28 protein-coding genes are annotated in these 25,558 nt (G+C 48.6%); 11 read left to right on the top strand and 17 right to left on the bottom strand.

The features are described 5' to 3' along the window. Positions 1-23 precede the first annotated feature (23 nt). The 6 genes from QOS46_RS08300 to QOS46_RS08325 are packed head-to-tail and all read left to right on the top strand — an operon-like array spanning position 24 to position 2,953. Positions 24-338 (top strand): hypothetical protein, encoded by a 315-nt coding sequence (locus tag QOS46_RS08300; RefSeq protein WP_326521344.1) that lies wholly within the window; start codon positions 24-26, stop codon positions 336-338. After that, on the top strand, positions 335-838 hold the full coding sequence (locus QOS46_RS08305; protein ID WP_283608823.1) for a phage tail terminator family protein: 504 nt from the start codon (positions 335-337) through the stop codon (positions 836-838). Before QOS46_RS08300 ends, QOS46_RS08305 begins: the two co-directional genes overlap by 4 nt. After that, a complete protein-coding gene (locus tag QOS46_RS08310) occupies positions 835-1,770 on the top strand; it encodes a phage tail sheath subtilisin-like domain-containing protein (protein ID WP_283608824.1) in 936 nt (311 codons plus the stop codon). The genes QOS46_RS08305 and QOS46_RS08310 overlap by 4 nt, the downstream gene beginning before the upstream one ends. Then, positions 1,722-2,096: a phage tail sheath C-terminal domain-containing protein gene (locus QOS46_RS08315; protein ID WP_283608825.1), complete on the top strand. Its 375-nt coding sequence runs from the start codon at positions 1,722-1,724 to the stop codon at positions 2,094-2,096. Before QOS46_RS08310 ends, QOS46_RS08315 begins: the two co-directional genes overlap by 49 nt. Positions 2,097-2,110: 14 nt before the next feature. After that, entirely contained in the window at positions 2,111-2,551 is a 441-nt protein-coding gene (locus QOS46_RS08320) for a phage tail tube protein (RefSeq protein ID WP_283608826.1), read from the top strand. Positions 2,552-2,563: 12 nt separating this feature from the next. Further along, positions 2,564-2,953 (top strand): hypothetical protein, encoded by a 390-nt coding sequence (locus tag QOS46_RS08325; protein ID WP_283608827.1) that lies wholly within the window; start codon positions 2,564-2,566, stop codon positions 2,951-2,953. A 180-nt stretch (positions 2,954-3,133) separates the two neighbouring features. Here QOS46_RS08325 and QOS46_RS08330 read toward each other — a convergent pair whose 3' ends face one another. The 3 genes from QOS46_RS08330 to QOS46_RS08340 form a co-directional block, all read right to left on the bottom strand. Next, positions 3,134-4,168 carry a zinc ribbon domain-containing protein gene (locus QOS46_RS08330; RefSeq protein WP_283608828.1) on the bottom strand — a complete coding sequence of 345 codons (1,035 nt, stop codon included), beginning with the start codon at positions 4,166-4,168 and terminating at the stop codon, positions 3,134-3,136. A gap of 105 nt (positions 4,169-4,273) precedes the next feature. Continuing rightward, positions 4,274-5,152, bottom strand: a complete 879-nt coding sequence (locus tag QOS46_RS08335; RefSeq protein ID WP_283608829.1) for a hypothetical protein — start codon at positions 5,150-5,152, stop codon at positions 4,274-4,276. Positions 5,153-5,292: 140 nt separating this feature from the next. Beyond that, a complete protein-coding gene (locus QOS46_RS08340) occupies positions 5,293-5,847 on the bottom strand; it encodes an NADPH-dependent FMN reductase (protein ID WP_283608830.1) in 555 nt (184 codons plus the stop codon). Between the two features lie 128 nt (positions 5,848-5,975). Here QOS46_RS08340 and QOS46_RS08345 point away from each other — a divergent pair, with 128 nt between their 5' ends. Continuing rightward, a complete protein-coding gene (locus tag QOS46_RS08345) occupies positions 5,976-6,239 on the top strand; it encodes a hypothetical protein (RefSeq protein WP_283608831.1) in 264 nt (87 codons plus the stop codon). 133 nt (positions 6,240-6,372) lie between these two features. Here QOS46_RS08345 and QOS46_RS08350 read toward each other — a convergent pair whose 3' ends face one another. Further along, positions 6,373-6,561, bottom strand: a complete 189-nt coding sequence (locus tag QOS46_RS08350; RefSeq protein ID WP_283608832.1) for a hypothetical protein — start codon at positions 6,559-6,561, stop codon at positions 6,373-6,375. Between the two features lie 501 nt (positions 6,562-7,062). Here QOS46_RS08350 and QOS46_RS08355 point away from each other — a divergent pair. Then, positions 7,063-7,569, top strand: coding sequence for a hypothetical protein (locus QOS46_RS08355; RefSeq protein WP_283608833.1), 507 nt, complete (start codon positions 7,063-7,065; stop codon positions 7,567-7,569). 137 nt (positions 7,570-7,706) lie between these two features. Here QOS46_RS08355 and QOS46_RS08360 read toward each other — a convergent pair whose 3' ends face one another. Further along, positions 7,707-7,853, bottom strand: a complete 147-nt coding sequence (locus QOS46_RS08360) for a hypothetical protein (protein ID WP_283608834.1) — start codon at positions 7,851-7,853, stop codon at positions 7,707-7,709. 230 nt (positions 7,854-8,083) lie between these two features. Between QOS46_RS08360 and QOS46_RS08365 the strand changes: the two genes are divergently transcribed. Further along, positions 8,084-8,452, top strand: a complete 369-nt coding sequence (locus QOS46_RS08365; protein ID WP_283608835.1) for an HsmA family protein — start codon at positions 8,084-8,086, stop codon at positions 8,450-8,452. A 70-nt stretch (positions 8,453-8,522) separates the two neighbouring features. On the opposite strand, the gene QOS46_RS08370 is transcribed toward QOS46_RS08365, so the two are convergent. After that, positions 8,523-8,657 carry a hypothetical protein gene (locus QOS46_RS08370; RefSeq protein WP_283608836.1) on the bottom strand — a complete coding sequence of 45 codons (135 nt, stop codon included), beginning with the start codon at positions 8,655-8,657 and terminating at the stop codon, positions 8,523-8,525. A 146-nt stretch (positions 8,658-8,803) separates the two neighbouring features. Next, positions 8,804-9,955, bottom strand: coding sequence for a cation diffusion facilitator family transporter (locus QOS46_RS08375; protein ID WP_283608837.1), 1,152 nt, complete (start codon positions 9,953-9,955; stop codon positions 8,804-8,806). A gap of 259 nt (positions 9,956-10,214) precedes the next feature. Between QOS46_RS08375 and QOS46_RS08380 the strand changes: the two genes are divergently transcribed. Beyond that, the gene (locus tag QOS46_RS08380; RefSeq protein WP_283608838.1) at positions 10,215-10,490 is read left to right on the top strand and encodes a late competence development ComFB family protein; all 276 of its coding nucleotides are present in this window, start codon (positions 10,215-10,217) and stop codon (positions 10,488-10,490) included. A gap of 169 nt (positions 10,491-10,659) precedes the next feature. Here QOS46_RS08380 and QOS46_RS08385 read toward each other — a convergent pair whose 3' ends face one another. Together QOS46_RS08385 and QOS46_RS08390 are read right to left on the bottom strand one after the other, a co-directional pair. Continuing rightward, complete coding sequence (locus tag QOS46_RS08385) at positions 10,660-10,827, bottom strand: DUF6774 domain-containing protein (RefSeq protein WP_283608839.1); 168 nt, start codon at positions 10,825-10,827, stop codon at positions 10,660-10,662. A 368-nt stretch (positions 10,828-11,195) separates the two neighbouring features. Beyond that, positions 11,196-12,053 carry a YitT family protein gene (locus QOS46_RS08390; protein WP_283608840.1) on the bottom strand — a complete coding sequence of 286 codons (858 nt, stop codon included), beginning with the start codon at positions 12,051-12,053 and terminating at the stop codon, positions 11,196-11,198. Between the two features lie 503 nt (positions 12,054-12,556). Here QOS46_RS08390 and QOS46_RS08395 point away from each other — a divergent pair. Beyond that, positions 12,557-12,790 carry a hypothetical protein gene (locus QOS46_RS08395; RefSeq protein WP_283608841.1) on the top strand — a complete coding sequence of 78 codons (234 nt, stop codon included), beginning with the start codon at positions 12,557-12,559 and terminating at the stop codon, positions 12,788-12,790. Positions 12,791-12,925: 135 nt separating this feature from the next. On the opposite strand, the gene QOS46_RS08400 is transcribed toward QOS46_RS08395, so the two are convergent. The 8 genes from QOS46_RS08400 to QOS46_RS08435 form a co-directional block, all read right to left on the bottom strand. Continuing rightward, positions 12,926-14,119: an ABC transporter substrate-binding protein gene (locus QOS46_RS08400; RefSeq protein ID WP_283608842.1), complete on the bottom strand. Its 1,194-nt coding sequence runs from the start codon at positions 14,117-14,119 to the stop codon at positions 12,926-12,928. Positions 14,120-14,123: 4 nt separating this feature from the next. After that, positions 14,124-14,936, bottom strand: a complete 813-nt coding sequence (locus QOS46_RS08405) for an ABC transporter permease (RefSeq protein WP_283608843.1) — start codon at positions 14,934-14,936, stop codon at positions 14,124-14,126. Further along, positions 14,933-15,757: an ABC transporter permease gene (locus tag QOS46_RS08410; RefSeq protein WP_283608844.1), complete on the bottom strand. Its 825-nt coding sequence runs from the start codon at positions 15,755-15,757 to the stop codon at positions 14,933-14,935. Before QOS46_RS08410 ends, QOS46_RS08405 begins: the two co-directional genes overlap by 4 nt. Further along, positions 15,758-16,891, bottom strand: coding sequence for a spermidine/putrescine ABC transporter ATP-binding protein (gene potA / locus QOS46_RS08415; protein WP_283608846.1), 1,134 nt, complete (start codon positions 16,889-16,891; stop codon positions 15,758-15,760). 639 nt (positions 16,892-17,530) lie between these two features. After that, the gene (locus QOS46_RS08420) at positions 17,531-18,322 is read right to left on the bottom strand and encodes an NlpC/P60 family protein (protein ID WP_283608847.1); all 792 of its coding nucleotides are present in this window, start codon (positions 18,320-18,322) and stop codon (positions 17,531-17,533) included. A gap of 279 nt (positions 18,323-18,601) precedes the next feature. Beyond that, the gene (locus QOS46_RS08425) at positions 18,602-19,003 is read right to left on the bottom strand and encodes a VOC family protein (protein ID WP_283608848.1); all 402 of its coding nucleotides are present in this window, start codon (positions 19,001-19,003) and stop codon (positions 18,602-18,604) included. A gap of 75 nt (positions 19,004-19,078) precedes the next feature. Then, entirely contained in the window at positions 19,079-22,216 is a 3,138-nt protein-coding gene (locus QOS46_RS08430; protein ID WP_283608849.1) for an EAL domain-containing protein, read from the bottom strand. A gap of 57 nt (positions 22,217-22,273) precedes the next feature. Then, positions 22,274-25,375 carry an EAL domain-containing protein gene (locus tag QOS46_RS08435; RefSeq protein ID WP_283608850.1) on the bottom strand — a complete coding sequence of 1,034 codons (3,102 nt, stop codon included), beginning with the start codon at positions 25,373-25,375 and terminating at the stop codon, positions 22,274-22,276. Positions 25,376-25,558: the final 183 nt, after the last annotated feature.

Here is a 25,558-nt window from a genome sequence, read left to right on the forward strand (position 1 = left end):
CGGTTGGGGTTTATCCTGATACGGTGTCATTTGTTACCAGCACCGGCAAGCAGGTCACTTTTAAGGTATCCCACAAGCAAGGTGGCACTTTCCGGCGTGGCTGGACACGGAGTCGCACTAAAAAAGTTGGTAAAATGTGGGAATCAGGCCTGTTTAATAATACCGAATACGGCGTTTTTGTAAATAACGGTCACCGCGTTGTAAATAAGGACGGTGTCACTGTTGGCTATGTAAAAGGTGAGCGGATGCTTGAACAAGGCATCGACGCTGCCCGTCGGCAGAGTGAAACCCTGTTTAGGCAGGAAATCGCCCGCGTAAAGCAGAAAGGGGGCTGGTGAGGGAGCTGCTCGAAAATATCACTATCCCGCAATCGCTTGCGAACAGTATCGATGCGGGAACGCTCACAATCTCCGATCACCTGCTGCTGGCCGCCGCGCAGTTCACCGCTGCTTTGTTTCCCGCCGCTGAGACCTATATCGGCTCCCAGCAACAGGCCGTAGAGGCCCCGGTGCTTTTCGTGGATTACTATTCGTTGACCAACCAAAAGCGGCTTGCGCCTACATCTGAGTATGAGTTTGGGCTTGAGATTACCTATGTACCTGCTGACAGCCTCGACCGACGCGAGCTGCAGAACGCTATATTCTTGATTCAGCAGAATCTTGACCGACTGGAAAGCGATATAGGCGCGTTCCGCTGCTTTTCCAAGGATTCGGACATTACGGACGGTCTGGCGCACATTACCGGAATTGTGAACGTGTGGGAAACAGAAGCACCGGACGGCCCGATTATCGAGCACGCAGACCAAAATATTACACAGCAAGGAGCTGATGAAAATTGATTACAAGCATCCTGCCCGGCACGACCGTTGAACTCAAAGCCGGGGACCGTGACGCTGAATTGAGCGTGACCGGCGTTGTTGCAATGGCCCTGCCCCTTGACTGGGGCGATCAGGTTACGGTTATCAATAAGGGCGACAGCACCCTTTACTCGTTGGGCTATCGGATAAGCAACGCCGCGCTGAAACTCGTGAATGAGGTTATGAATGGCGCAGAGCAGCTGATTCTGTACCGGCTCAATACAGCGGGTGTCAAAGCGACCGGCACGGTAGCGGAAAACGTAACAGCAGAGGCGGTATTCCCCGGTGTGCGCGGAAACGCTCTGTCGATAACTGTGGCGGCCAGCGGCGAAAAATGGCTGGTTACAACCTACCTTGACGCCGTGGAAGTCGATTCCCAGCTGATTGCCACCATCGCAGATTTTACGTCGTATTATGTGGCGCTGGCTGGAACCGGCACACTGGCAGCTGCTACGGTTAACCTGACCGGCGGCACAAACGGCACGGCAGAGGCCGATTATACCGGCTTTTTTGCAGAACTGGAAAAGCACGAATACAACGTAGTCTGCAGCACAGACGCGACTCGCGCGACGGAAGTCGTTGCCTTTGTGCGGGAGCAGAACGCCAGCAAGAGGTATGTACAGGGCGTCGTTACAGGAATCCACCCCAACTATGAAAATGTCTATGTGTGCAGCTCCACCGGCGGCGTGACTGCTGACTATGAGCTGACAGCCGCGGAAGCTGGTGCCACATTGGCCGGCCTAATCGCGCAGGCAGGGGTAGAAAACAGCCTGACCTATCATCGCGGCATTACCGGCTGGACAGACGTCACACCGAAGCTGACCCGTGAGCAGCAGATAGGCAAGACACAGGCGAGGCACTGTTCGTGCTGCTGTATGGCTCTCCTGCAGTGCAGTACGATATTAACAGCCTGACGACTTTCACCGATGAGGCGCCGAAGGATTTCGGTAAGGGTCTGGTGATGCGCACGCTGATGAAATACCAGGGCGACCTGCAAAAGCTGCTTGATACTCGCTGTGTCGGTAAAATCCGCAATAGCACCGAGGGCCGTGCTCAGATCAAGGCGATGGTATTTGAGATGACCGCGCAGAGCTATCTTGCGCTGGGGTACATTGAAGATTTTTCTGCGGATGACATTACCGTGACGGCCGGTACGGAACGTGATGCTGTGAACGTGGGTGTCGGTATTTTGGTAGCGGACACGGTAGACAAAATCTATGTCACCGTGACAGCGCTGTAAGGAGGGGATAAGCCTTGGCAAAAACAAAACTGCAGGACATGTTCTCCGGTCATGATGGAGAGGCGTACATTCGGCTGAACGGCTCCATTGTTTCGGCGTTTAAGATTTCTAAAATCAATGCACACATAGAAGCGATCGTTGAGAATCGGCGGTTCCTGAACGAAGTGATGGAACAAAACGCTCTGCGTGGTCTCAAAGGCGCCGGGGATATGACGTATTACAATACCACACCGGCCTTTATTCGTGCGATGCGCAACTATAAGAACGGTGGTGCCGTTCCGGATATTTCTTTGCAGTTCCACTCGGACTCTGACAGTTCCGAGTACGACCGTATTGGGGTCACGCTGTCTGGCGTGATTCTTGCAAACGTAGGCTTTGGAGCGCTGGACGACAGCAGCGACGATGCGCAGACTATCGACACATCGTTCACTTTCAACGATTTCGACCTGGCATAAGGAGGATATTTCATGGATAAGACTTTAATGCAGTTTTTACACCCGGAACGCAAACCGGACGCAAAGTTCAAGCTTGACCCGTTTGGTGATGCAGAATTTGAAATGCGCGTATTGGGCGCAGACGAAATGGCGAGTATCTCAGCGGAGGTGCAAACCAAGGGTCTGAAAGGCGTCGAGGCGCTGTACCCGGCAGTCGCTGCCAGTTTGGTTACACCCAACCTGCGCAGCGCGGATCTGCTGGACGCACTGTCTGAGCGCGAGGGCCGCAAAATTTTGTCCCCGGTGGATGCTCTGAAAGCGATCTTCACCGGGGACGAAGTCGCCGCGCTTATCGGCATTTATAATGACCACGCTGACGTTACAATCAATTTTGAGGAAAAGGTAAAAGAAGCAAAAAACTGATTAGGCAGGGCGGGGACGGGTTTTATTTTTGGGCTCACCTCGCCCTGCAAAATCATAACCTTTTGCCGCATGAGTTTATGGCGCTGCCAGTGCACGAGCGCGCACTGATTGTGGCGAGTGACTCGATCGTCAGTGATGAAATGAAAAAGAAATAGCGGCAGGGGTTAACCTGCCGCTTGATTAATTTCTTGGATAATTCGGATCACTTGCAGCGTCATAGGTATAAACAATTACCTCCTTTTGATTTGCTAGCCTGGGGGAACAATAATACTGTCCATCGATACACACGACATCGCCTTGTGCTATATACGTCAATAGCGTTTCTAAGTCATCTGTGCTGTATTTTATCCACCCTGAATAATCCTGATTGTTACCACTTTGCCCTTTTGAGGGTTGAGCTTGCGAAGGCGTCGCTGAGGCGGAAGGCTTACTGGGGGTAGATTGCTTTCCCTCTTCATACATTATGGTTACGACCTTGTCCGAATTCTGCTGGAATATTGAATTCCCCTCCGCTACCCCGAATTCTTGAACCCCTAATCTGGTAGCACATCCAGCACTGTCTACTTCATCTAATATATTGGATGATACAATTTTATTCAATTCCACGTACAAAGGAAAATAGGACTCGTTGTTCATTATGATACTAACAGTGAAAGGCTCTGAGACTGTTTGACCTTTGGCATTTTTGTATGAGACAGTCCCGCCGCCTGTTAGTATTGCGTTATCTGCAACCCAACTTGATTTATCATGAGTGAAATTTGCAGTATCAGGGTTTTTCAAAAGCCTTTTAATTGTACCTTCAAATTGCCATTGCGCTTGATTTTCAAACACATCTTCTATTTGCTGCTGTCTCGGAGATAATGCCGGTTCAGAAGAAACGGCTGTTTGAGCGACGCTGACTGCAGCTGTTGCAGTTGAAATGCTGCCAGCATCTTCTGGCGAAGATGCTGAAACGGCCCAAATGCACAATACGATAGCGGAAATAAAAAAACCTGCAGCAAATTTGAATGATCGATTTTTTATTTTTTCGCTTTCAGCTTCAGTTACCGCTTGTACCTCTTTGCCTCCTTGATATTCAGGTGTATAAAATTCGCCAGGTTGAGGTGAAGCACGATTTTGATTACGACCAGCATTGTCAGTTATAACCTCGTCGCCACAATTCGAGCAGAATTTGCTATTCTCTGGGATTTGTTCCCCGCAGTTTTTGCAATACAACTATACCCCTCCAATGATTGTTTTATCATTAAGAAATTATAATGGTATGGGAAAACCTTGCTTGTAATGCACCTTGTTCCTGCACAAACAGGTTCGGGTAGTTTTTTATTTCAGAGCGATTTTCGCCCGGGATAGCTTCAGATATTGACCGTTCTCGATCGTTAAATACTGCTCGTTGCTTACCGTGCCATTGCCGATGATGCTTGCGAATTGGTGAGAACTGCTATTCGCCAACTCATAATACCCTGAAATGGTATCGGTCGGGAAAATCTTATACTCGCCCGCCGGAATATCAATACCGACCCGGTACATGCCGTCTGTCAAATAGCCCGAGGATTTATCCAGCGCCGGAGCTTTATCAATGCTGTAAATCTTTGCACGGGAAACATTCAGGTATTGCTCGTCAGAAACCGTCACGATGGAGCGGCCATTGAAATTATCGTTAGAAATAATAGACTCAAATTTTCCGTCTGAACTGCTGCTCACTTGAAAATATGCGGAAATAGAATCTGTCTGAATCAGAGCGTATTCACCCGCCGGAATGTCTGTTCCGACCTTATACACCCCACTTGCATAGCTTGTGTCAGAGGATATCACAGCGACGGAGCGGCCAGCAACGCCCCCTTGCTTCACACCTTTTTTCACATTGACCTGAATAGAGGCATGTGTACCGTTTATATCGGCAACAACATATGTTGTACCCTCTTTCAGAGCGGTGATCCGATATTTACCGTTCCCCATGGAGGTTAGTGTTACAACGCTCCCATTGCGGGAATCTGAAACTTTCACGTCGGATTGAGAGAGGCCGGGGCCGGCAACGACCGCCTTGAAGTCATAAATGTTTCCGGGGGCCATTGAGTAGCTCTTGGTATCCAGAGTCAAGGTTCTTTCGGTCGTTTGAGCAAAGGCGCTCATTGACCATGAGACTGCAAGAATCAGGGCGGGCAAAAAAGATGCGATTAATTTAGAATTTCTTTTTTTCATACAACATCTCCCTTCCTTGACAACATTTACCAATCTTGTAATGAATAAGGAGAGTGCTTCTCAACTTTGCTGATCTGCCCTTTACACTATTTGCAGTGGTGTAAAGGGCTTTTTTATGCCATTTTTCTCTGTCGCGCAATTTAAAAGTGGTTTATCCAAGTTACGAAAGCATCAACATAGCTTTTCAGAAACGATTTAGTGTTTTCAGAAGTAATTTTACCATCTGCCCCTAAAACGTTCGTTACGTTTCCTATATACGCTTCTGGCTGCTGCATGGTGTAGATATTTAAAAACACTAAAGATTGACGTAAGTGGTGATTTGCTCCGAAAGCGCTTATATTTCCTGGGGATACGCTAATAACCGCACCGGGTTTTGCATCCCAAACGCTTTTCCCATAAGGGCGAGAGCCAACATCAAGCGCGTTTTTCAATGCCGCAGGTACAGAACGGTTATACTCTGGCGTTACAAATAGGAAAGCGTCTAACTTACCGACTTCATGTCTGAATTTCTCCCAAGAGGCGGGCGGCGTGGAATTGTCGTCAAAGTCTTGGTTATATAGTTCGAGGTTTCCAATATCGATAATTTGTGCAGTAAATCCCTCTGGAAAAAGATCGATAACGTTTTGAGCTATCTTCTTGCTGAAAGAGTCTTTTCTAAGACTTCCTACGAACACACCAATTGTTTTTTCACTCATATTGAATCACCCTTTCAAAATTAATTATTTACATTATATCCCATTATTTTTCATTTGGAAAGAAGTGATTTCAACAAAACACTCCATTTATAACCCAATCACGATCGAATGCGAAAGTATGATGGTACTTGACGGTCAACGAAGTGAAAGAACTGCTAAAGATTTACTACGACATTCCCCAGATGATTGATGAGGAGTTCGCCACCATCCGGCACTGCGAAGAAATGAAAAGCACAATAAATCTGCCGTCCGTCAACCTCTCAGGGCTGCCGGGCGGCAAAGGCGTGCCAAGGGACCGCACGGCCAACAATGGCGCTGGCGGACCAGGCAAAGTATTACATGATGAGAGCATGAACTATTACAAAAGTCCATTGTTTATGAATCTCCGTTAATGACGTTGGGCGCCCTATGAGGCGTCCTTTTTGATACCCATTTTTAGGAAGTGACAGCCTGACCGACAAACAGAAGCACGTTCATCAGGAATGTCTTAACAACAAAGGCCGGGTTTATTCCCCGGCCTTTCTCCTATTCTTTATAAAATACAGTATATAAGGTTTGGAGTTGATCCCCCGCTGAATATCCTTCAGGGCAGGCAACTATGTTAATAATATTTTCTTCTCCTATCTTGTTTAAAAAATTCTCAAACTCTTCTATTTGTTTATTTCTTCCTAAAGACCATTTGGGGTTGAGACAAAACTTTGCGATTTTTATCATTCTCTTCACTCCTTTTTTTCATATTAACACAATTGGAAAATAGATCCAGCTTTTAAACCGCATGAATACTGAAAAAAATCAGTGTTCATGCGGTTTTTCTTTATTTAAGCTTGAACTTAATCAAGATTTTACACTTTTAAGAGGACTAAGGGCATACAATAAAATCCCCGCCGGCAAAAGTCAGCGGGGCCGTTTTATTTTGCCGCTGAAAGTAAATCTTTTATGGCAGCTTGCCTACTTACAGACTTGTCTGCCATATGCTGCTCAATCTTTTTTATTAAAGAAGTCTTTCGTTTTACCGCTCCGACCAGCATCGAAATTGTCAAATCTGACAGCTCTGATTTTTTGCTGCTTTCTTCGATTTGCTCGCTTATGGTTAAGTTTATCTAGCGAATAAGTGCTATAAATAAATAGAACCCGCATACCCGTACATTGCTGTGGACTTTCTTCCTCCATTTGTGTATGATAGTTCTATCGAGCCCAAAGAACAGGAGTATAACAATGACACACGATGAACATTGCGGCTGCAACTGCGACCATGAATACCCCCATCAGGCCAGTTCCAATACCGCGCCGATTGAGGTGACGGAAAACCAAAAGGACTTTCTCCATCATCTCGGTCACAGCCATTATCTACCCGTGGCCCGGTTTACTATAAAGGATAGCCGGGAGGAGGAGTATGTCTCCACCGCCCTGGCACCAGTTTTCCTTTGCTCGGCAACCGACGACATGAAGACGGTCAAAGAGGCAGGCATCTTCCTGCAAAGACTGGAAGACTTAGGCCTAATCACCTTAGACTACGACATCCCCTTGCACGGGTACGGTTATGAGGAGTACAAATCAAGCGCACTTTACGAGTATTTCTGCGCAACGGTGGCAGAGGCGGCCTCCAGGCCCAACTTTTTGGGCAATACCCCGGTGCTGGAACTGGGCAGCATAGCCCTGACTGAAGATGGGGAGCAGATTTCTGCCGCGCACTGCGACCACAATCACCATCACCACGAATAGTAAGATGGAAAAGGTGCTTTGCTGGCGGAACCTCCTTAAGAATACCTCTGCCTAAAATTCCGCTGGGGCCAGAACAAAAACGGAAAAACCGCATCAGACAGCTCTTTTCGATCTGTTTAGTGCGGTTTTTCTTTTGCCTATCTTTTGGTATTCGGCCCTAGCGCCTCCTTTTTGGTGTTATGACTTTGATTCTGGTTTTCAGGCTTGCCTTTAGAAACATCTGCACTGATTCCTTGATTGCTTGCTCGGTCGTCGGTGGTTAACGTTTTATTTTGATTGTCCATACTATCACCTCAGGAGTAGCTTGTACGAATCAGCAAAGTTTATCCAAAGAAGAAAGATTGATAAAGGGTCCCCTACCAATCCTTTCTGATGAAGCGACCCAACCAAAGCAGTTCTGAATTGTCGGATTGGAATGGGATAACATATGTTTTAAGATTGCTAACGGCGTATTGCAAAAATGGGGAATTTATCATCTATTTTGCTTTAGTTTTTATAAGAGAAGGCGCTTCAAATGGCAGGTGCAATTGTTACCATTACGCTTGCGTTCCTTTTTTATACGATCGGAGTCTGGGCAGAAAAATATCACGGCTCTTTAAAAAACTGGCATGTCATCGTTTTTTGGATCGGATTTGCTTTCGATACGATTGGAACAATGTTAATGCGAGGACTTTCACATATGTTATGGACATTTAATTTTCACAGTATAACAGGTATTCTTGCGATTGCGTTAATGTTATTTCATGCGGTTTGGGCTACGTATACCCTCCTGAAAGGAAATGAAATACAAAAGCAGAATTTTCATAAATTCAGCATTCTTGTCTGGGTAATTTGGCTTATTCCGTACTTTTCAGGAATGATTGTAGGAATGACAAACAGATAAGGCATAGCAGAAAGGTCCGCATAAGCTACCCCGCCAAGAAAGCCGCCCTGTGAAAACGGGCGGCTTTCGATTACACATCATTCGGTTTTGCAGACTGCTTTTTCGTATTATTACTCTGGTTTTGATTTTCTTCTGTGATCGGAGTTTGTCCGTTGCATTTTTTCTCACGGACTCCCTTGGGATCGGGCTGACTGTCTTTTGGCATCTTTATCACCTCAGGCTCAGTTTTCCCAGAGGAACTATCATCCATTCATCTAACCGAATTACAAGTTGGGGTCATAACAGGTGTACTAAAACCCTAGCCCAAAATCAGGCCGGAGAGCGTTTCGGCTCTTACGTGCTTGCGCATTCTCAAGCATAATCCAAATCAATATTCATCTGGATTTGCGCACTCGGATCATGGCGCAGCAATTCTTTGGTTACCTGCTTACGGAATTCCGAAAAATTGTGAACACTGAAATCCACTACAATATCAAAGCGGATCATATGGTTGTCTTTGTCATAATTAAAAGCGTGAAGACTGATCGCACCCGGAACCGATAAAATAATCTGCCGAACATGTTCACGCATCGCAACAATCTCTTGGTCGTACGTATTGACCGAGTACAAGCCGAAGGTAAAATAGATCCCAAACTTGTGCAGAACGTCCTTTTGAGCTGCCGTCATGGTTTCATATGCCTTTTCCACGGTTACCGTATCCGGTATTTCCACATTTAGAGAGCCAAGGCTATTCACCGGGCCGTAGTTATGCAGAATCAAATCATAGGCGCCCATGATCGGCTCGTATTTCAGAACCTCTGCCTTTATATTTTCCGCCAGCTCTTTTTCTGGCCTTTCGCCGATGATACTGCTCAAGGTATCCCGTATCAGTCCGATACCGGTATACAGAATGAACAACGACAGCAGCGCACCAACATAGCCGTCTACATGCCAGCCGGTCAGCTTGGCCACTACGGCGGCAACTACAGTGACGACAGACGCGATGACATCCATCTTTGCATCCGTTCCCGAAGCAATCAGGGAGTCGGAATCCGCTGCCTTACCGGCGGCAATATGAAAGCGGGACAAGAGCCATTTTCCCAAAATCGTGATCGATAAAACAATCAGTTGGGCGGCGGTGAAATAAACGTCCTGCGGCTGTAAAATACGCTGTGCGCTCGTTTTCAGAAATTCGATGCCGGTCATCAGCACGATAACGGAAACAATCAACCCCGAAACATATTCAATCCGGCCGTAGCCAAGCGGGTGCTTTCGATCCGGCGGCCTCTCAGACAGCTTTAAACCAGCCAGCGTTATAACAGAAGACAGTGCATCCGATAAATTATTGACCGCATCGGATAAAATGGAAACGGAATTTGCAATGGTACCAACCACCAGCTTTACGCCTGCAAAAATGATATTTGCAATTATTCCGGAGGCGCTTGCCAAGCGGATTAGCTTAGAACGCTTTTCCGGAGATTTTTTCTCGTTGGTAAGAAGGGTTTTGCCCCAATTTTCAAACATCCTCTCCCCTCGATTCTTTATGGGATGTGTTATAGAAGATTATAGTCCTTTTTTGCATTTTCGCAAGTCACTAAAACGTCCGCGATTAAGAAAAACAGGTGCTGGTTGAAATCCCTGATTTTGCCTGTTCTTTCCATTTCAAACGCATATGTAATTTATGTACATAATTCGATTTACTTCGATAGATGGTTATGTTACAATGCACTTGTCAGATAGCGTAAGTTTCCTGTATTTATGGAAAGAAGCAGGTGATTTTATTATGGAGGTCATTTTAAAAAATCTCATGGAATCGATGGTTCTTCAAAAATTGGATGAAACGATCGATAAGCTAGGGTGCTGCCAATGTGACAAATGCAGAATGGATATTGCTTCTTATGCCTTAAACCGTCTTCCTCCTAAATACGTGGCCACCTATGAGGGAGAAGTGTATTCAAAGCTCGATGCTTTTACTCTTCAGTGCGAAACAGATCTGTTAAACGCACTGTACCAAGCGGCGCAGGTGGTAACCCAAAATCCCCGCCACAAAAATCCATAATATCGCTGCTTGAGGTTTATATTTGCCTTTCCGCCCCGAGACCTTTCGGTGGCGGACTTTTTTTGCTTTCGTTTTTAAAAATGCACAGCTGTACTGAGAATGCATGGTCTTCCTTCAGGAAATGCGGCACCTAATTGCGAAAACCTGCACTTAGACTATTGGGAAAAGATTACTGTGTTTCACATTCTTGTTGTTTTGCAGCAATAATCGCCAGATTATCGGCGATTGCGCTGAAAAGCACTGCAAGAATATTTACCTCTGTGGCACTTTTCCCCTTCGAAATGGAAATGGCAATGGTTGCCGCAGCCAACACAAGATCATCCCCCGGATTGCACATTTCTCATCACCTCAAAACATTATATGCAAAAAGAAAAAAACCGCCCGGTAAGCGGGCGGTTTGCAAGGAAGGAAGATGAAAAAGGATCTATCATTGACTCCTGTTTTACAGGCTCTTGTTGTTTGTCTGCTGCCCGCCGGCACGGTATTCCGTCCACTCCGTCGGGCTGTGATGCAGTGTTTTTGTTTCATTGGTACTAATATACCTTACCGATGTGTCCAGACTATTTCAATTTAGTTAGAATATCTTAAATTCAAAATGAAGAAAATTTGAACATGTGCCTCCTAAAACGGCATTACAGCGAAAAGGACTCCATGGACCGAAAAAAAATCCGGCACAAAGAGTTCTTTCTGTTTAGAAGATTGTGTTTAGTGGATCGCTCTCTTACGGTACTTTTTGCCCGCAACCTCAACGTTCCCGATGGTGATCAGGGCGTCGTGGTCAAACCCGAGAACAATAGATTTCAGCTTCGTCAGCTCAAGGCGCGACACTACAACATAAATTACCGTTGTTTCAATTTTAGAATAACCGCCCTGCCCTTCGAGCAGCGTTACACCTCTGCCAAGTCTGGCGGTCAGTGCATCCGCAATATCCGAATAACAGTCGGAAACAATCATGACTGCCTTGGAATTATCAAAGCCCTCTATGACAATATCAATCACCTTGAATGCGATAAAATAGGTCACAAGCGAATACATCGCGCGATCCCAGCCGTACAGCAAGCCTGCGAAGCCGAGAATAAAAATGTTGAAAAACATCACAATCTCGCCAATGGAAAAACTGATCTTCTTGTCAAAAATGATTGCCACCATTTCCGTTCCGTCCAACGAACCACCAGCCCGGATAATGAGACCTACGCCCGTGCCGTTGATAATGCCGCCGAAAATCGCCGCGAGAAAAACATCATGCGTCAGTCCCGAAATAGGTTGAAGCAGCGAAACCCCAATCGAAAGACAGATAATGGCAAACAAAGTGGAAATAACAAAGGTTTTTCCGATTTGCCGGTACCCCATGATTAAAAAAGGTAAGTTCAGCAAAAATGTAAACATTCCCAGCGGAAGATGTGTAATATAGCTGCTCATGATAGAAATCCCGACAATGCCGCCGTCAATGATATTATTCGGGATCAAAAAGATCTCTAGCCCGATGGAGGAAAGGGTCGCGCCGAGGATGATCAGCGCCATTTTGATCAGCAGTGTTCGCAATCGACTGGTTTTATTCGTCATATACGCTCCTCGCTCCACATAGTTAATATTATAATTGTAGCATAAAACAGAATGTTGTTGAGAAAAAAATTTTTTGAGAAATTCGTGTATTATTAGGCAAAATGATATGATTTTGATGAAATGTTGGTGAGATTTGATCCGCCCGGCCTTTTACACAGTGGACGTTTTTTTAGTTTACAGTATCATAATTCGTCATGCCCTCCCATTGGGTAGTAACCACAAAAAAGCCGCTGGCTTCGATGCTTGTCCGCAAATTGCGAAGGTAAACGGCAGGCTTCGCTTCGACGGCAAATGCCACATGCGCATGAAGTGCATTTACTTCTGCCCCGCCAAGACGCTTACTCCCGGTGTTTGCAGGTCCGGAATCTGGCAGAATGGAATTCCGGCATCTGTTCAAGACTTTCCATGCCAAATAATACAGAAAAGCGAGGCAAAAATGCCTCGCTTTTAAATTGACTATCTTGGCGGGCGCGGCGGCCACGGCGGTCCGGGAGGCGGCCCGGGTGGATGCGGTGGTCCCGGTGGCGGTCCCGGCGGGTGCGGCGGTCCGGGTGGACGCGGCGGCCTTGGACACGGTCTTCCGGGCGGTAGCCATGGCGGCCACGGTGGTCCGGGTGGACGCGGCGGCCTTGGACACGGTCTTCTTGGCGGGAAAATCCACCAGAAGGGTATCGGCATCTCAAATCACTCCTTTTTCCATAATATGCAGCCTCATCAACTATGGAAGAGAAATTTGATTTTTAATTTGGCCTACCCTGTAAAATGCTGACAAGAGCCTGACAAAAAATAAATGCGCCTTGATAGAGCCCGTTACAGCTCTTCAAAGCGCATTCCAATCTGTTATGAGGGCAGAGCTGAGCGGTTCTGCCCTATTATTTTAAATCCCACCTGCGTTTTCGGCGCTTATACAGCACCACCACAATATACAGCAGCAAAAATCCGGCAAGAATGGCAATCAGCGTTGCCGTCTGCCCCGGGCCGCCCATCTTTACCTCCGCCCACAAGGTATCGAGCAGAAGGTTCGTGTCATCCGGCAGTGTAGCGAAGGTTTCGGCTTTCTCCAAAATTGCTTTCGGCGGGTAATAGATCGGGTTATTCCGAACCTCCTCCGGCAAAAGGGCCTTGGCGGCGCTTTCCGGCGTGGAATAGCCGATATAGTCTACGTTGGCCGCGGCAATTTCGGGATCACACAAAAAGTTGATATATGCTTCCGCCCCCGCCTTATTCTGCGCACTGGTCGGAATACACATGGCGTCGACAAAGAAGTTCGTGCCCTGCTTGGTCGGAATCGCAAAGCCGATGTCAGGGTTCGAATCCACCAGAGTGGCCGCGTCGCCGGCGTAATAGGGCGCGAGCCAAGCTTCGCCGCTGGCCATTTTATCGAAAATCTGATCCATTACATATGCCTGCACCAGCGGCTTCTGCTTTTTCAGCAGCATAGCCGCTTCCTCCCATTCGCCGGCGTCGGTGCTGTTAAAGGAAAACCCCAGCCGCTTCTGCGCAATACCGAACGCGTCGCGGGGATTATCAAACATCAGGATTTTTCCGGCATACTTTTCATCCCACAGGATGTCCCAACTGTCTATCGTTTCTTTCACGTGTTTTTTGTTGTAAAAGATGCCGACAACGCCCCAGGTGTAGGGCACGGAATATTCATTGGTTGGATCATAAACAGGCTTTAAAAATCCCTTGTCAATATTGCTTGCATTCGGAATGTTTTGAAAATCGAGCTTCTGCACCAGTTTTTCTTTGATCAGCTTCGAAATCATGTAATCCGACGGGATAATCACGTCGTAATTCGCACCGCCGCTGACGAGCTTCGCATACAGATTCTCGTTGCTCTCAAAGGTGGTGTAGTTTACCTCAATTCCCGTTCTGCGGGTAAATTCCTTATTGACGTCGATACTGTCGTCGACCCCGTTGGAGATGTATTCTCCCCAGTTATACACATTGATGGTCACGCCCGTTTTGGGCGCCGCTTCTCCCCCGGTCTGAGCCGAAACAGGGAGCGCCGCAGGCCATAAGAAGAGAAGTGAAAGCGCGAAAGCCGCCAATTTTTTTTTCAAGAGCCTATGCCTCCTCCCTCTCCGCCTCCAGCCGTCTGTCCTTCGAGCGGCGGATATTGACGATCAGCAGCAGCACCAGAATCGTACCGAACAGCAGCGTAGACAGCGCGTTGATTTCGGGGCTGATGCGTTTTCTGGTCATGGAATAAATATAAATGGGCAGCGTTTGCGTTGTGCCGCTGGTAAAATAGCTGATGACAAAATCATCGATCGACAGCGTAAATGCCATGATCATGCCGGTTACCACGCCGGGGATAATCTCGGGCAGAACCACCTTCAAAAAGGATTTGGCCGGCGGGCAGCCCAGATCCTGCGCCGCTTCGTACAGGTAGGGGTCCATCTGCCGAAGCTTCGGAAGCACCGACAAAATCACGTACGGCAAAGAAAACGTGATGTGCGCCAGAATCAGCGACAGCATGCCGAGTGAAACACCGCCCATTGCACGGGCAAAGAAGACAAACAGCAGCATCAGCGATACGCCGGTGACAATTTCGGGGTTCACCATCGGGAAATTGGTGATGTTCATAACCGCCTTACGCGTCCAGCGCTTCATGCCGTTGATGCCGATGGCAGCCGCCGTACCAATCGCCGTGGCCCCCAAGGAGGAGATCAGCGCAATAATCAGCGTGTTCTGCAGCGCCTCCAGAATCAGGCGGTCCTGAACCAGCTGGCGGTACCACCGCAGGGAAAAGCCAGACCAAACCGAGCGGCTCATCGTGGAGGAATCGTTAAAGGAAAAGAGAATCAAAATAAAAATCGGGGCGTACAAAAACAGGTACACCAACGCCATATACAGGCGGGATACGGTCTTTGTCATAGTAGCATCCCCTCCCCGTCTTCGCTGCCGCCCTCGTCAAACTGGTTCATAATGCCCATACAGATCAGGATCAGCAGCATCAGAACCAGAGAAATGGCGGAGCCAAGGTTTGGGTTATAGGCGCTGCCGAGAAACTGCATATCGATCAGGTCGCCGATCAAGAGGTTCCCGCCGCCGCCCAGCATTTTGGAAATAATAAACGTGCTGACTGACGGTACAAAGACCATTGTCACACCTGAAATCACCCCGGGCATGCTCATGGGCAGAATCACTTTCAGGAACACCTTGCGCCGCCCCGCACCAAGATCCTGCGCCGCTTCAATCACACTCTGGTCGATTTTGGTCAGCACCGAGTAAATTGGCAGAATCATATACGGAATATAGTTATACACCATGCCCAGCACAACTGCACCGGCCGTGTTAATCAGGTGCAGCCGGCCAAGGCCCAGACTGACAAGGAACGTATTGATAATTCCGCTGTCCTCCAGCAGGGTCATCCATGCATAGGTGCGCAGCAGAAAGTTCATCCACATGGGGAGCATCACCAGCATGATCAAGATGGCCTGCCGATGTGAGCTGGTACGCGAAATCAGATATGCCAGAGGGTAACCCATCAAGAGCGAGATCACGGTTGCGATCAGGCCGAGCCAGATGGAGCGCAGGAACACATTGGAATACTGGCCCACCTCGGCAAGATTGCGCAGAGTAAAGGCACCGTGCTGGTCGGTAAAGGCAAAATAGCCCACCAGTATCATCGGGACAATGATAAAAATACCCATCCAGGTAAGATAAGGTGCGGACACCGTTTTCGATTTGATCATTCAGTTCTCCGCCTCCTCTTCCTCTTCCGGGGGCTGAGAATCCTCCTCCATCTCATCGCTGAAGGTGCTGTAATCGCCGAACGTGCCGGAATATTCCGATTTTTTCATGATATGAATGTCGTCGGGCTGCAAAATCAGGCCAATCTCGTTGCCGACCTCCTGGTATTCCGTGGACTGGATCATCCACTTGAAATCCTGCACATCTACAATAATCTCGTAATGGACGCCCTTGAAATTAACTGACGTCACCACACCGGAGATATGGCCCTCCACGGGAGAAACAACCTCAATATCCTCTGGGCGGATGACGACATCCACCGGCTCCATGAGACGAAAGCCCTTGTCGAGGCAGTCGAATTTGCGCCCGGCAAACTCCACGAGGAAATCGCGGTGCATGACGCCGTCGATGATATTACTCTCGCCGATAAAATCGGCGATAAAGGCATTCTGCGGCTCGTTGTAAATATCTTGAGGCGTGCCGATCTGCTGGATGCGGCCTTTATCCATAACGACAACGGTGTCGGACATGGAAAGGGCCTCTTCCTGATCGTGCGTGACAAATACAAAGGTAATGCCCAGCTGCTGCTGAATCTTTTTCAGCTCGGCCTGCATGTCTTTGCGCAGCTTCAAATCGAGCGCGCCGAGCGGCTCATCCAGCAAAAGCACCTTGGGCTCGTTCGCCAGCGCCCGCGCAATGGCAACGCGCTGCTGCTGCCCGCCTGAAAGCGAATTGACGCTGCGGTGAGCAAAGCCATTCAGATTCACCATCTCGAGCATACGGCCAACTGTTTCGCGGATCTGCGTCTCCGGCTTTTTGTGTACCCGCATACCAAACGCAACGTTTTCAAACACGTTCAGGTGCGGGAACAAGGCGTATTTCTGAAAAATGGTATTAACCTCCCGTTTATGTGGCGGAAGGTCATTGATCTTTTTCCCATTAAAAAAAACATCGCCTGTGTCGGGCGTGACAAATCCGCCGATAATACGCAGAGTCGTGGTTTTGCCACAGCCCGAAGGCCCCAGCAGCGTAACGAACTCACCGTCGCGGATATTGAGATTGAAGCTTTTCAGCACATTCTCTTTGCCAAACGACACATCAATGTTTTGCAATGAAATAATTGTGTTATTCTCCATTTGTGCATCCCCTTTGCGGTAATAGTTAAGTTGCGCTAAACCAAATTCCGGCTCTAACGCAAGCCCAGCCTCGCCGTATTCATTGCCCCCCCGCAAAGGATTTTTCACAATCACTGCTGACTGCGGCAACAGAGCGAAGCCGATGTTTCTCAGATGCAAACGCAACGAGTAAAAGAAAGCGTGTTTCTCAGAAAGATACAAATATCATCCTTTCAGAACACTCTTTAAGATAATAAAGTGAAAAACGCGATTTGTCAAGATATGATTTGATTTTTTACCGAATTTTGATATTTAGTGAATATATTACGCGCATCATACGGGTTTTTATCGATTTTTCTTCCATATCCTTTGATTTTCACACTTTTTATTATCGGCAATTCCCTTTAAACAGTCGGATGAAAGACTGTGGGTTTCTACCCCTTCCCACGGCGGGAGGGGAACAACGCAATCCCCTTTTTTAAATGACATTGCGATACCACTCCCTGAAAATAAAAGAGCGGCAGGGAGGAAAGCCCGCCCTGCCGGAAAAAAGAAATATCCAGTATGGTTCAAAAGGATTTGATCGGCATTTACTATTACCAGTATACCACCGATGTAAAGCCAGCGCCAATGCGGCACACTGCAAAACGGCGCGCGCAATCAGGAAGCCGGGGCCAGAAGCTCCTCGGCAGCCTGCATCACATCAGAAGGCACCGGGTCACTTACCGCTGTTTGCTGCACAGCGGCTTGTTCCTCCGCCAGCGCCGCAGCCTGACATGCCTGCGCCTCAGGTGTTAAAGCACTCCCGTCAATAATACCATCGTCCCCGATGGTGTAAATCTTATCCCCGATGGTGCGGGTCGTCTTAATAGCATATTCGCCGTTCTCATAGTAATATTCGTTTCCATCATATGTAACAAATCCCGTAGAGGGGTAGCTCAGCTGGGTCAGCTTGAACCATGTCGTCCATTTATTTCTGGCACGCCCGAAAACGGCTTCTTTTTTTACGTCGTACCCGACATCGCGGTTATCGATGGCAGTGTTATTGCCAACGTAAACGCCAACGTGGCCCGGCTGGTACAGAATCAGGCCATGCGTTCTGGGCAAAGAGGACGAGTCACTGTAATTGATGGTTCCTTTAGACTTGGCCGCCTTCAGCATCCCGCTGCCGGTACCGGAAACAGCTGACAGACTGGGATTGGGATTCGTCTTTTCTCCCGTCCACCACAAATAGGATTTGATCAGGCCGGAGCAGTCCGTATAGCGTGCTCCGTTTCTTATCTGACCGTAGGAGCCGTAATTATATTTCCATTTTTCGGTATAGGCTTTCAAGACATGCTCGGACAAGCCGACGCTGGTCTTCACTTCTGCCGCCTGTGCGGGCACGCACAGACCGGTAACGGTTAACAGACAAAAAGCAAACGCAGCGACTGCCGCCAATAATTTCTGCATCCCTGAAATCCTCCCTGTTTTCAAATCATTTGCGAAAAGCATCCGCATTACAAAATATTACAACTGTAACAAATTGGTTACAGTTTAACATAATCATTGGAAGATTTCAAGTTAAAATTCAATTATTTTGTTTTTATTGAAAAACGATTTGTAGAAAATAACAGGAATATTTTATCATAATCAACAAAAACCGTCCTGTGGTGCAAATTTTCGGGGGTTGTCCCTCTCTGAATTATGTCACCTAAAGATTCACACTGCTCTTTCGTGGTTAACCAACAGCTACAGCCAAATCACAAAGCAAAAGGGATGCCCCGCGGGATCAATCATGGTAATCCATTTTTCAGCGTCATACTGCACGCTGGCCTTTACCGCCCCGCAGGAAACAGCATGCTGTACGGCAAGCTCCAGCTGTTCCTGGTTGTGTACCGTAAAATCCAAATGGGTCATTTGCTGCTGAGCGCCCGGTTCGTCCGGCCACACAGGCGTAATGTAGTCTTCGTTTTGCTGAAAGGCAATTTTCACACCGCCGGACGGAGAAATAATATCCGTCCACTCACCCTCTTCACCATAATTTTTCTTCCAGCCCAAAAGTCGGATGTAAAAATCTGATAAAGCGGCCATATCTTTGCACTCCAACACAACAGCGTCAAGCGCAATCGGCAGTAACCCTTTCGTATTCATAACAGCACCTCTTTTTTTCTGATCACACCATGATTTCGAGAGCGGATATTGCTAGACGCTACCAAAATCAAAGCATTACGGTAACTGAGGCTGAAACTCCTGATCCGCTCCTGTCATTTCAGAGGAAAGTGTGTTCTCCTTTTGAGTACACAAATTTTCTCGCAGCAAAGTCTCCGCCTTATTTGCGGGCATCGGCCGGTAATAGTAAAAGCCCTGCACCTCGTCGCACATTTTCTGGCTGAGAAATGCAAGCTGCGGCTCTGTTTCTACGCCCTCGGCAATTACTTTCATCCTTAAATTCTTGGCAAGATTGATAATGATTTTTGAGATTGCCCGGTCTTTACTGTCCTTCTCAATCCCGTGAACAAATTGCGTGTCCATTTTAATTCGGTCTATGGGCAGAAGCTTTAGCCGGCTGAGGGAGGAATACTCTGTTCCAAAATCATCTATGGAAATGGACACTCCCAGCGCCTTTAACTGATGGAGCATGGAAACAATGTTGTCTGTATTGCCATTAGCCACACTCTCAGTAATCTCCAGTTCCAGGCAGTGCGGCGGCAGATTTGTTGTTTGCAATATTTCCTCTACCAGCTGGTGAAACTTCGGATTCCGGAGCTGCTGCACGGAAACGTTGACCGCCATACGCAGATTTTCACAGCCCATCTCCAGCCAGCGCTTATTCTGCAGGCAGGCCTCACGCATCACCCATTCACCAATTGCGTAAATCAGCCCGGTCTGCTCCGCCAGCGGGATAAATTCCGCTGGGCCGACGATCCCTCGCTCCGGCAGATTCCAGCGGACCAGGGCCTCCATCCCAACAATCTGGCGCGTGGCCACGTCGATCTGTGGCTGGTAGTACAGCACAAGCTGATTCTTTTCCAGCGCATGGTAGAGCCGGTTAACCATCTGCGTTTTTTCCTGTATTTCATCCTTCATCTCCTGGGAGCAAATCACATAACGGCCTTTTCCCTCACTTTTCGCGCGGTACATGGCTGTATCCGCATTTTTGAGGAGGAGTTCCGGAGCATCCCCATCCTGCGGGTAAAGAGCCACACCGGCACTCACCGTAACAAAAAATTCCTGCTCCGCCAACTGAATCGGCCTCTGCACCACCTCCATCAGCCGGTCCATCACCCTAATCAGCTCCTCCCCGGAGGAAATCTGGTTGAGCATCAGGATAAATTCATCCCCGCCAAAGCGGGCCACTTCGTCCCCAGTCCGAATCGACTTTTTCAGCGCCTTAGAAACCTCCATCAAAAGTCGGTCTCCCTGATCATGCCCCAAGGTATCGTTTACCGACTTGAACGCGTCGAGATCCAGAAACACAACGCCGATCATTTTATGGGCCTTTTCCGCGCTGCAAATCTGTTCCGCGAGCTTTTTCTTGAATTGGGTGCGGTTGAGCAGACCGGTCAGCTGATCGTGAAATGCAAGATAATTCAGCTTCTTCTCGTCATCCGCCTTAATCACAGCGTCGGAAAGGATCAGCCCAACAATCTCGATAAACGCGATCGAATCCAGATTCCACATAGAAAGAGGGCGGCTTGCGTGAAACCCGAGGAACCCCATAATCCCACCCTTGCTCCGGATCGGTACGGCGACAAGCGCACGAATGCTGTGCGCAAGCAGCAGGGCCCGCAGCTTTGCGGCCGCACGGGGCAGGAAGCGGGTATCCTTCAGTACAAGAGCCTCTTTGTCTTTCAACTGCCGGAAGATTTCCGGACAGATGCTTTGCGTTGCGTCGTCTAAAGTATTTGGGGGCCGATCAGTTGCTTGGGATACCCACTCCACCGCATAACGCACGGTGGCCGTTTTCGTATTCAGCAGCACCAGATAGGCCCGGTCGCATTCGATGAAGCTTCCACACCGCTCCAGCGCCGCATACAGCTTTGTATCAATGTTCAGCTCGCGGGAGGACACGAAGCTGTGAGAAATATCTGACGCGATGGACTGCATGGTAAGATGATTACTGTTTTCCCTGAGCCTGCTTGTATAGATTTTATTCACATACAGCGCAAAGGCTGCGGCAAAGAGAATCACTCCGATTCGGCCCAGATAATTTTTCTCCGACACGATAAGCACCTCGGGCGGTGTGTACCCCCACGCAAATAGTTGTGTTAAAAACGCGGAGACGATCACGGTCGATAGGATAATCAGCCGGTTAAACAGCAGGCAAATAATCATCAGCACAAATGCAAATGACCAGGAAACATCGATTCCCCTGTCGGAAAACCAAAGCGTATAAAATGGAATCATCAACGCAAAAGACAAGGACACCAGCATCTCCTTAGCAATGTCCTTAAGCTGCAAATGTTCAACGGAAGCTAAAAAGATCGCGAAAATCACCAGCAGTCCGCTCACCGCTTCCACGGGAATTGCATTCTCATGCTCGTCATAAAAAGACCGGCCGGCAAACAGAAGAGCCGCACCAACAAATAACACCAGCCCCAAATACAGGTAAACATTCGTACGGGTTGATTTAGAAAGGATCATCTCATTCTGGCTGATGGCGGCCGGCTGCAGAAAATGATACCGGTTGATGCAGTAGCCGACCGCAAAAATCATTACGAGCGCAAAGACAGCAGACACCTGCGGAAAACGAACGGGAAGAAATGCGGGCAGAACGTCTGTTGCATACCCCAGCACTGAGGCTATTAAAAAAGAGAAGGTGATGATTTTCGCCTGCTTCTTCTCATTGCTCGAGGAGGAACGTTTCCCCCACCGCAGCAACAGCACTGCGGCCAAGGTGACATAAAGGACGATATAAATATAGTAACACCAATCCCATCCGTCCGTTTTTGAAGTATTCACCCAGCCGTATTGTGTGCGAACCAGCGTATCGGGATTTAGTCCGAAAAGGGGAAAAACGGTAAAGGCACAAATCGCTAAAGCGGCGGGCAGATAGATCAGTAAAAACAGCCACCGTTTCTTCAGCAGCGCCTCTCGTCCCGTCAGCAGCAGAACAGCGTGCATCGTCAGGCTGCCGATCATTCCCCAGCCCAGCGGCGCAACGCGACGGCCGATCGCGCAGATTTCCTCCGTTCGGGCCGCGCCGGTCAGTGCAAGGCCAAACGCCCACACGGCCAGCGCCGCGCAGATTGCCAAAAACAGCCGATTCAGGCGCGTCAAGCTGCCGCCAACGGCGTAAAGCCCGCAGGCCACAGACGCACCGCAGGTCATTAAAAGCAGTACGCTGTACGTTTCTTTGATCAAATAATCACTCTCCATTTGCCATTGCGGGCACTTCGCCCTTTCGCAACCCGCATTCCCTTATGATTCCTGCCGCATCCCGTTGCGGCCAAAGTCAGGACAACGGCGAAAAATCTCCTCCAACTCCCCGGGGGGCATGGGCCTGAAATAATAATAGCCCTGAACCTCATCACACATCTTCTGGCTTAAAAAACGCAGCTGCTCTTCGGTTTCCACACCTTCTGCAATCACCTTCATCTCAAGGCTTTTCGCCAGATGAATGATGACCTGCGCGATTGCACGGTCTTTATCGCTATGCTCAATGCCCCATACAAATTGTATATCCATCTTGATCCGGTCGATCGGCAGCAGCTTTAATCGTTCCAACAACGAATACTCTGTTCCAAAATCACCAATCGATATAGAAACACCCAACCGTTTCAGCCGGTTCATTAAAACAACCATGTCGCCAACCCTGCCGTTAGCTACGCTCTCGGTTACCTCTAGTTCCAGATATTCCGGGGGCAGCTCCGTTTTGTGCAGCACATCCGCCACCTGCTGCACAAAGCCCCTGTTTTCCAGCTGCTGTACAGAAATATTAACCGAGATGCGAACCGGAGGGAGTCCCATATTCTGCCATGATTTACACTGTGCGCAGGCAGTTTCGAGTACCCATGCTCCGATGGGCTGAATTAGGCCCGTCTGTTCGGCCAGGGGGATAAAAACGGCTGGGCTGACAAATCCGCGATCGGGCAGCTCCCACCGCAGAAGAGCCTCAATCCCCATGATCTCACCGGTTTTCAGGTCGATCTGCGGCTGATAGTGGACGCTGAGCTGCTTTTTTTCCATGGCCCGGTAAAGCAGATTGCTCAGCCTAGCGTTTTCCATGGCTTTCTCTTTATAGGCCTGCAAACACAGAGCGAACTGGTTCTTACCCATTCCTTTCGCTTCGTACATTGCAATATCGGCATGTTTCATCAGTGTTTCCGCATCTGTTCCGTCGCATGGATACCGGGACACGCCGATGCTGCCAGTCATATAAAAATTCTGACCGTGCAGAATGATCGGTCTTTGAATGGCCTCCAAAATCCCACGGACCGTCTGAATAAGCTTGTCCTCATCTGATGCCTGACTCAGCATCAGTACAAATTCATCCCCGCCGATCCGCGCCACCACGTCGCCCGGCCCAATGCTGCCGGCAATCGCCTTCGATACCCGCTGGAGAATCAGGTCGCCCATATCATGCCCCGTGGTATCGTTAATGGATTTAAAGGCGTCGAGATCGATAAAAGCGACCCCGATTTTTGCATTGCTCCTCTTGGCACGCTCGATTTCCAGATTTAACTGATGCTTGAATGACAAGCGGTTTGGCAGCCCCGTGAGCGGATCGTGATACGCGGCCCATTTGATCTTTTTGCGATCATCTACCTTAGCGGCCGCATCGGTGACCGTATCGGCCACAATTGATAAAAAAAGCGGCGGCTCCTCCGCCCAGTTTTTGTCCGCAGACGATGTGGCAAAGCTCATAAGACCAAACTCTTCCCCGTGCCTGACGAGGGGCGTGAGGACAAATCCGCGGATTCCCATCTGCTCAAGCTGTTCCTTGATTATTTTATCCTTCAGCACAAGCTGCTCCACATCCGGCACCGCAAGCACCCGGCTTTCGGGGATCCTCTCGGAAAGCTCCTTACACAAAAAAGGCGAGCCGCTTTTGCAGATGGAGTGGATGGAAGTCACTTCATCTGCCCGCCATTCGCGGCAATAATGAATGACGCCAGTTTCCATGTTCCAAAGAGCCAAATAGGCCCACTCGCACTGGAGGAACGAGCCACACCTCAAAAGGACGCTTTCCATCTTCTCATCGAAGCTGTGTTCATCCACTGAAACCATACTGTACGCAATTTCGGCAATCAGCGTCTGCCGGTATGCGTACCCGGCATTTTCCTTGAGCCTGCTCCGGTACACCTTGCTGATATAAAAGCTCATCATTCCGGTCAGCGCGATCAGGCCCAACCGGATCATATAATCCGCGGAATCGAGCGTTACCACCGCAAACGGTGTAACACAATAGACCAGCAGCTGAGTCTGGCCGGCAGAAAGCAGAACGGTAATGAGCAGAATCCGTTTATTAAACAGCAGGCTGACCATCAGAAGCGGGAAAAAAAACGACCAGATGGTAATGCTGCCATAAACAATAAACCGCAGCGTGACAAAAGGGATCAGCAGAGAAAACAGTACTGCAAAAACAAGCTCCTTGAACAGCTCGTCAAGCGCAAGCCTGCTGAGAAGTAAAGTGACACCGCCGATCAGCACCAGCAGTCCACTCAACAAAAAGGTGGATGGCTGCGCGGTTTCCCGATAAAAGAAGTGCTGGTTGAACAGATTCATCATGCTCCCGATCAGGAAGAAAAAGCCTAAAATCCGATACACCATGGTGCGGTTTGCCCGGTCTAATATGGTTTCGTTGGGATTTGCTGCATCCGGCTGCATAAAGCCAGATCGTCTGACGCAATGGCTGATCGCCAGAATAGGCAGCATAAAAAAGAGTGGCGCAATACTCGGCTTCTCAATCTCCCGCAAAGGCAGAACCAGCTCTACGGCCGTGCTGAGCGCAATGCAAACCCACAGTGAATTCAGCAACAGACCGGCCTGCTTTTGCACTTTTGCGGGTTCCGTCTTTGAGCTCCAGTTTTTCAGAATCAGCACAATGAAAAGAAGGCAGACAATGTAATAGCAGTAAAATGCGTGATACCAGGCGTTTGAGATCATGTTTGCACAGCCAAGCGCCGTTGGGAGTATACCGCCCTTCACAGACCCAAGCAGCGGCTGCACCGTCAGGCCATAGATGAGCACCGCGCCCGGCGCGTAGATCAGCAGGGAAACCCATGGCTTTTTCGCAAATGAGGAATGCCCGGTCAAATACAGGATATAATGCAGCAGGAACCCAAACATGGTTACATAGCCGACGGGTGCAAGGACGCTCCCAGCAAATCGGATCATTGGTAAGGAGCCGGCGGCCTGAATGGCCAGACCAAGCGTCCAGAGGAAAAAGGAAACTCCCATGGCTGTAAATATTTTGTTGATGGAAGGCCTGTAGTTTCCCTGAACCGTATACAACACGCACGCAACCGAAGCGCCGCCGCTCGCCGTCAGCAGCACCGGTAACAGCAAAGAGAGTCTCACCTTTTTTCCTCCAAACAACAAATCCTTCTGTCGTACGGTTAACAAAATAGTTATTAAAATGATAAAAAAACTTGTTATATTATTTTATCGGTTCCACTTTTCAGGAATGAAGAGAGCAAAATTTCATAATGGATATTGGTTTATGAAAACAGATACTCAATTGCAAAAAATTCAACTTTCGTT

Source organism: Faecalispora anaeroviscerum (assembly GCF_947568225.1).
Taxonomy (GTDB): domain Bacteria; phylum Bacillota; class Clostridia; order Oscillospirales; family Acutalibacteraceae; genus Faecalispora; species Faecalispora anaeroviscerum.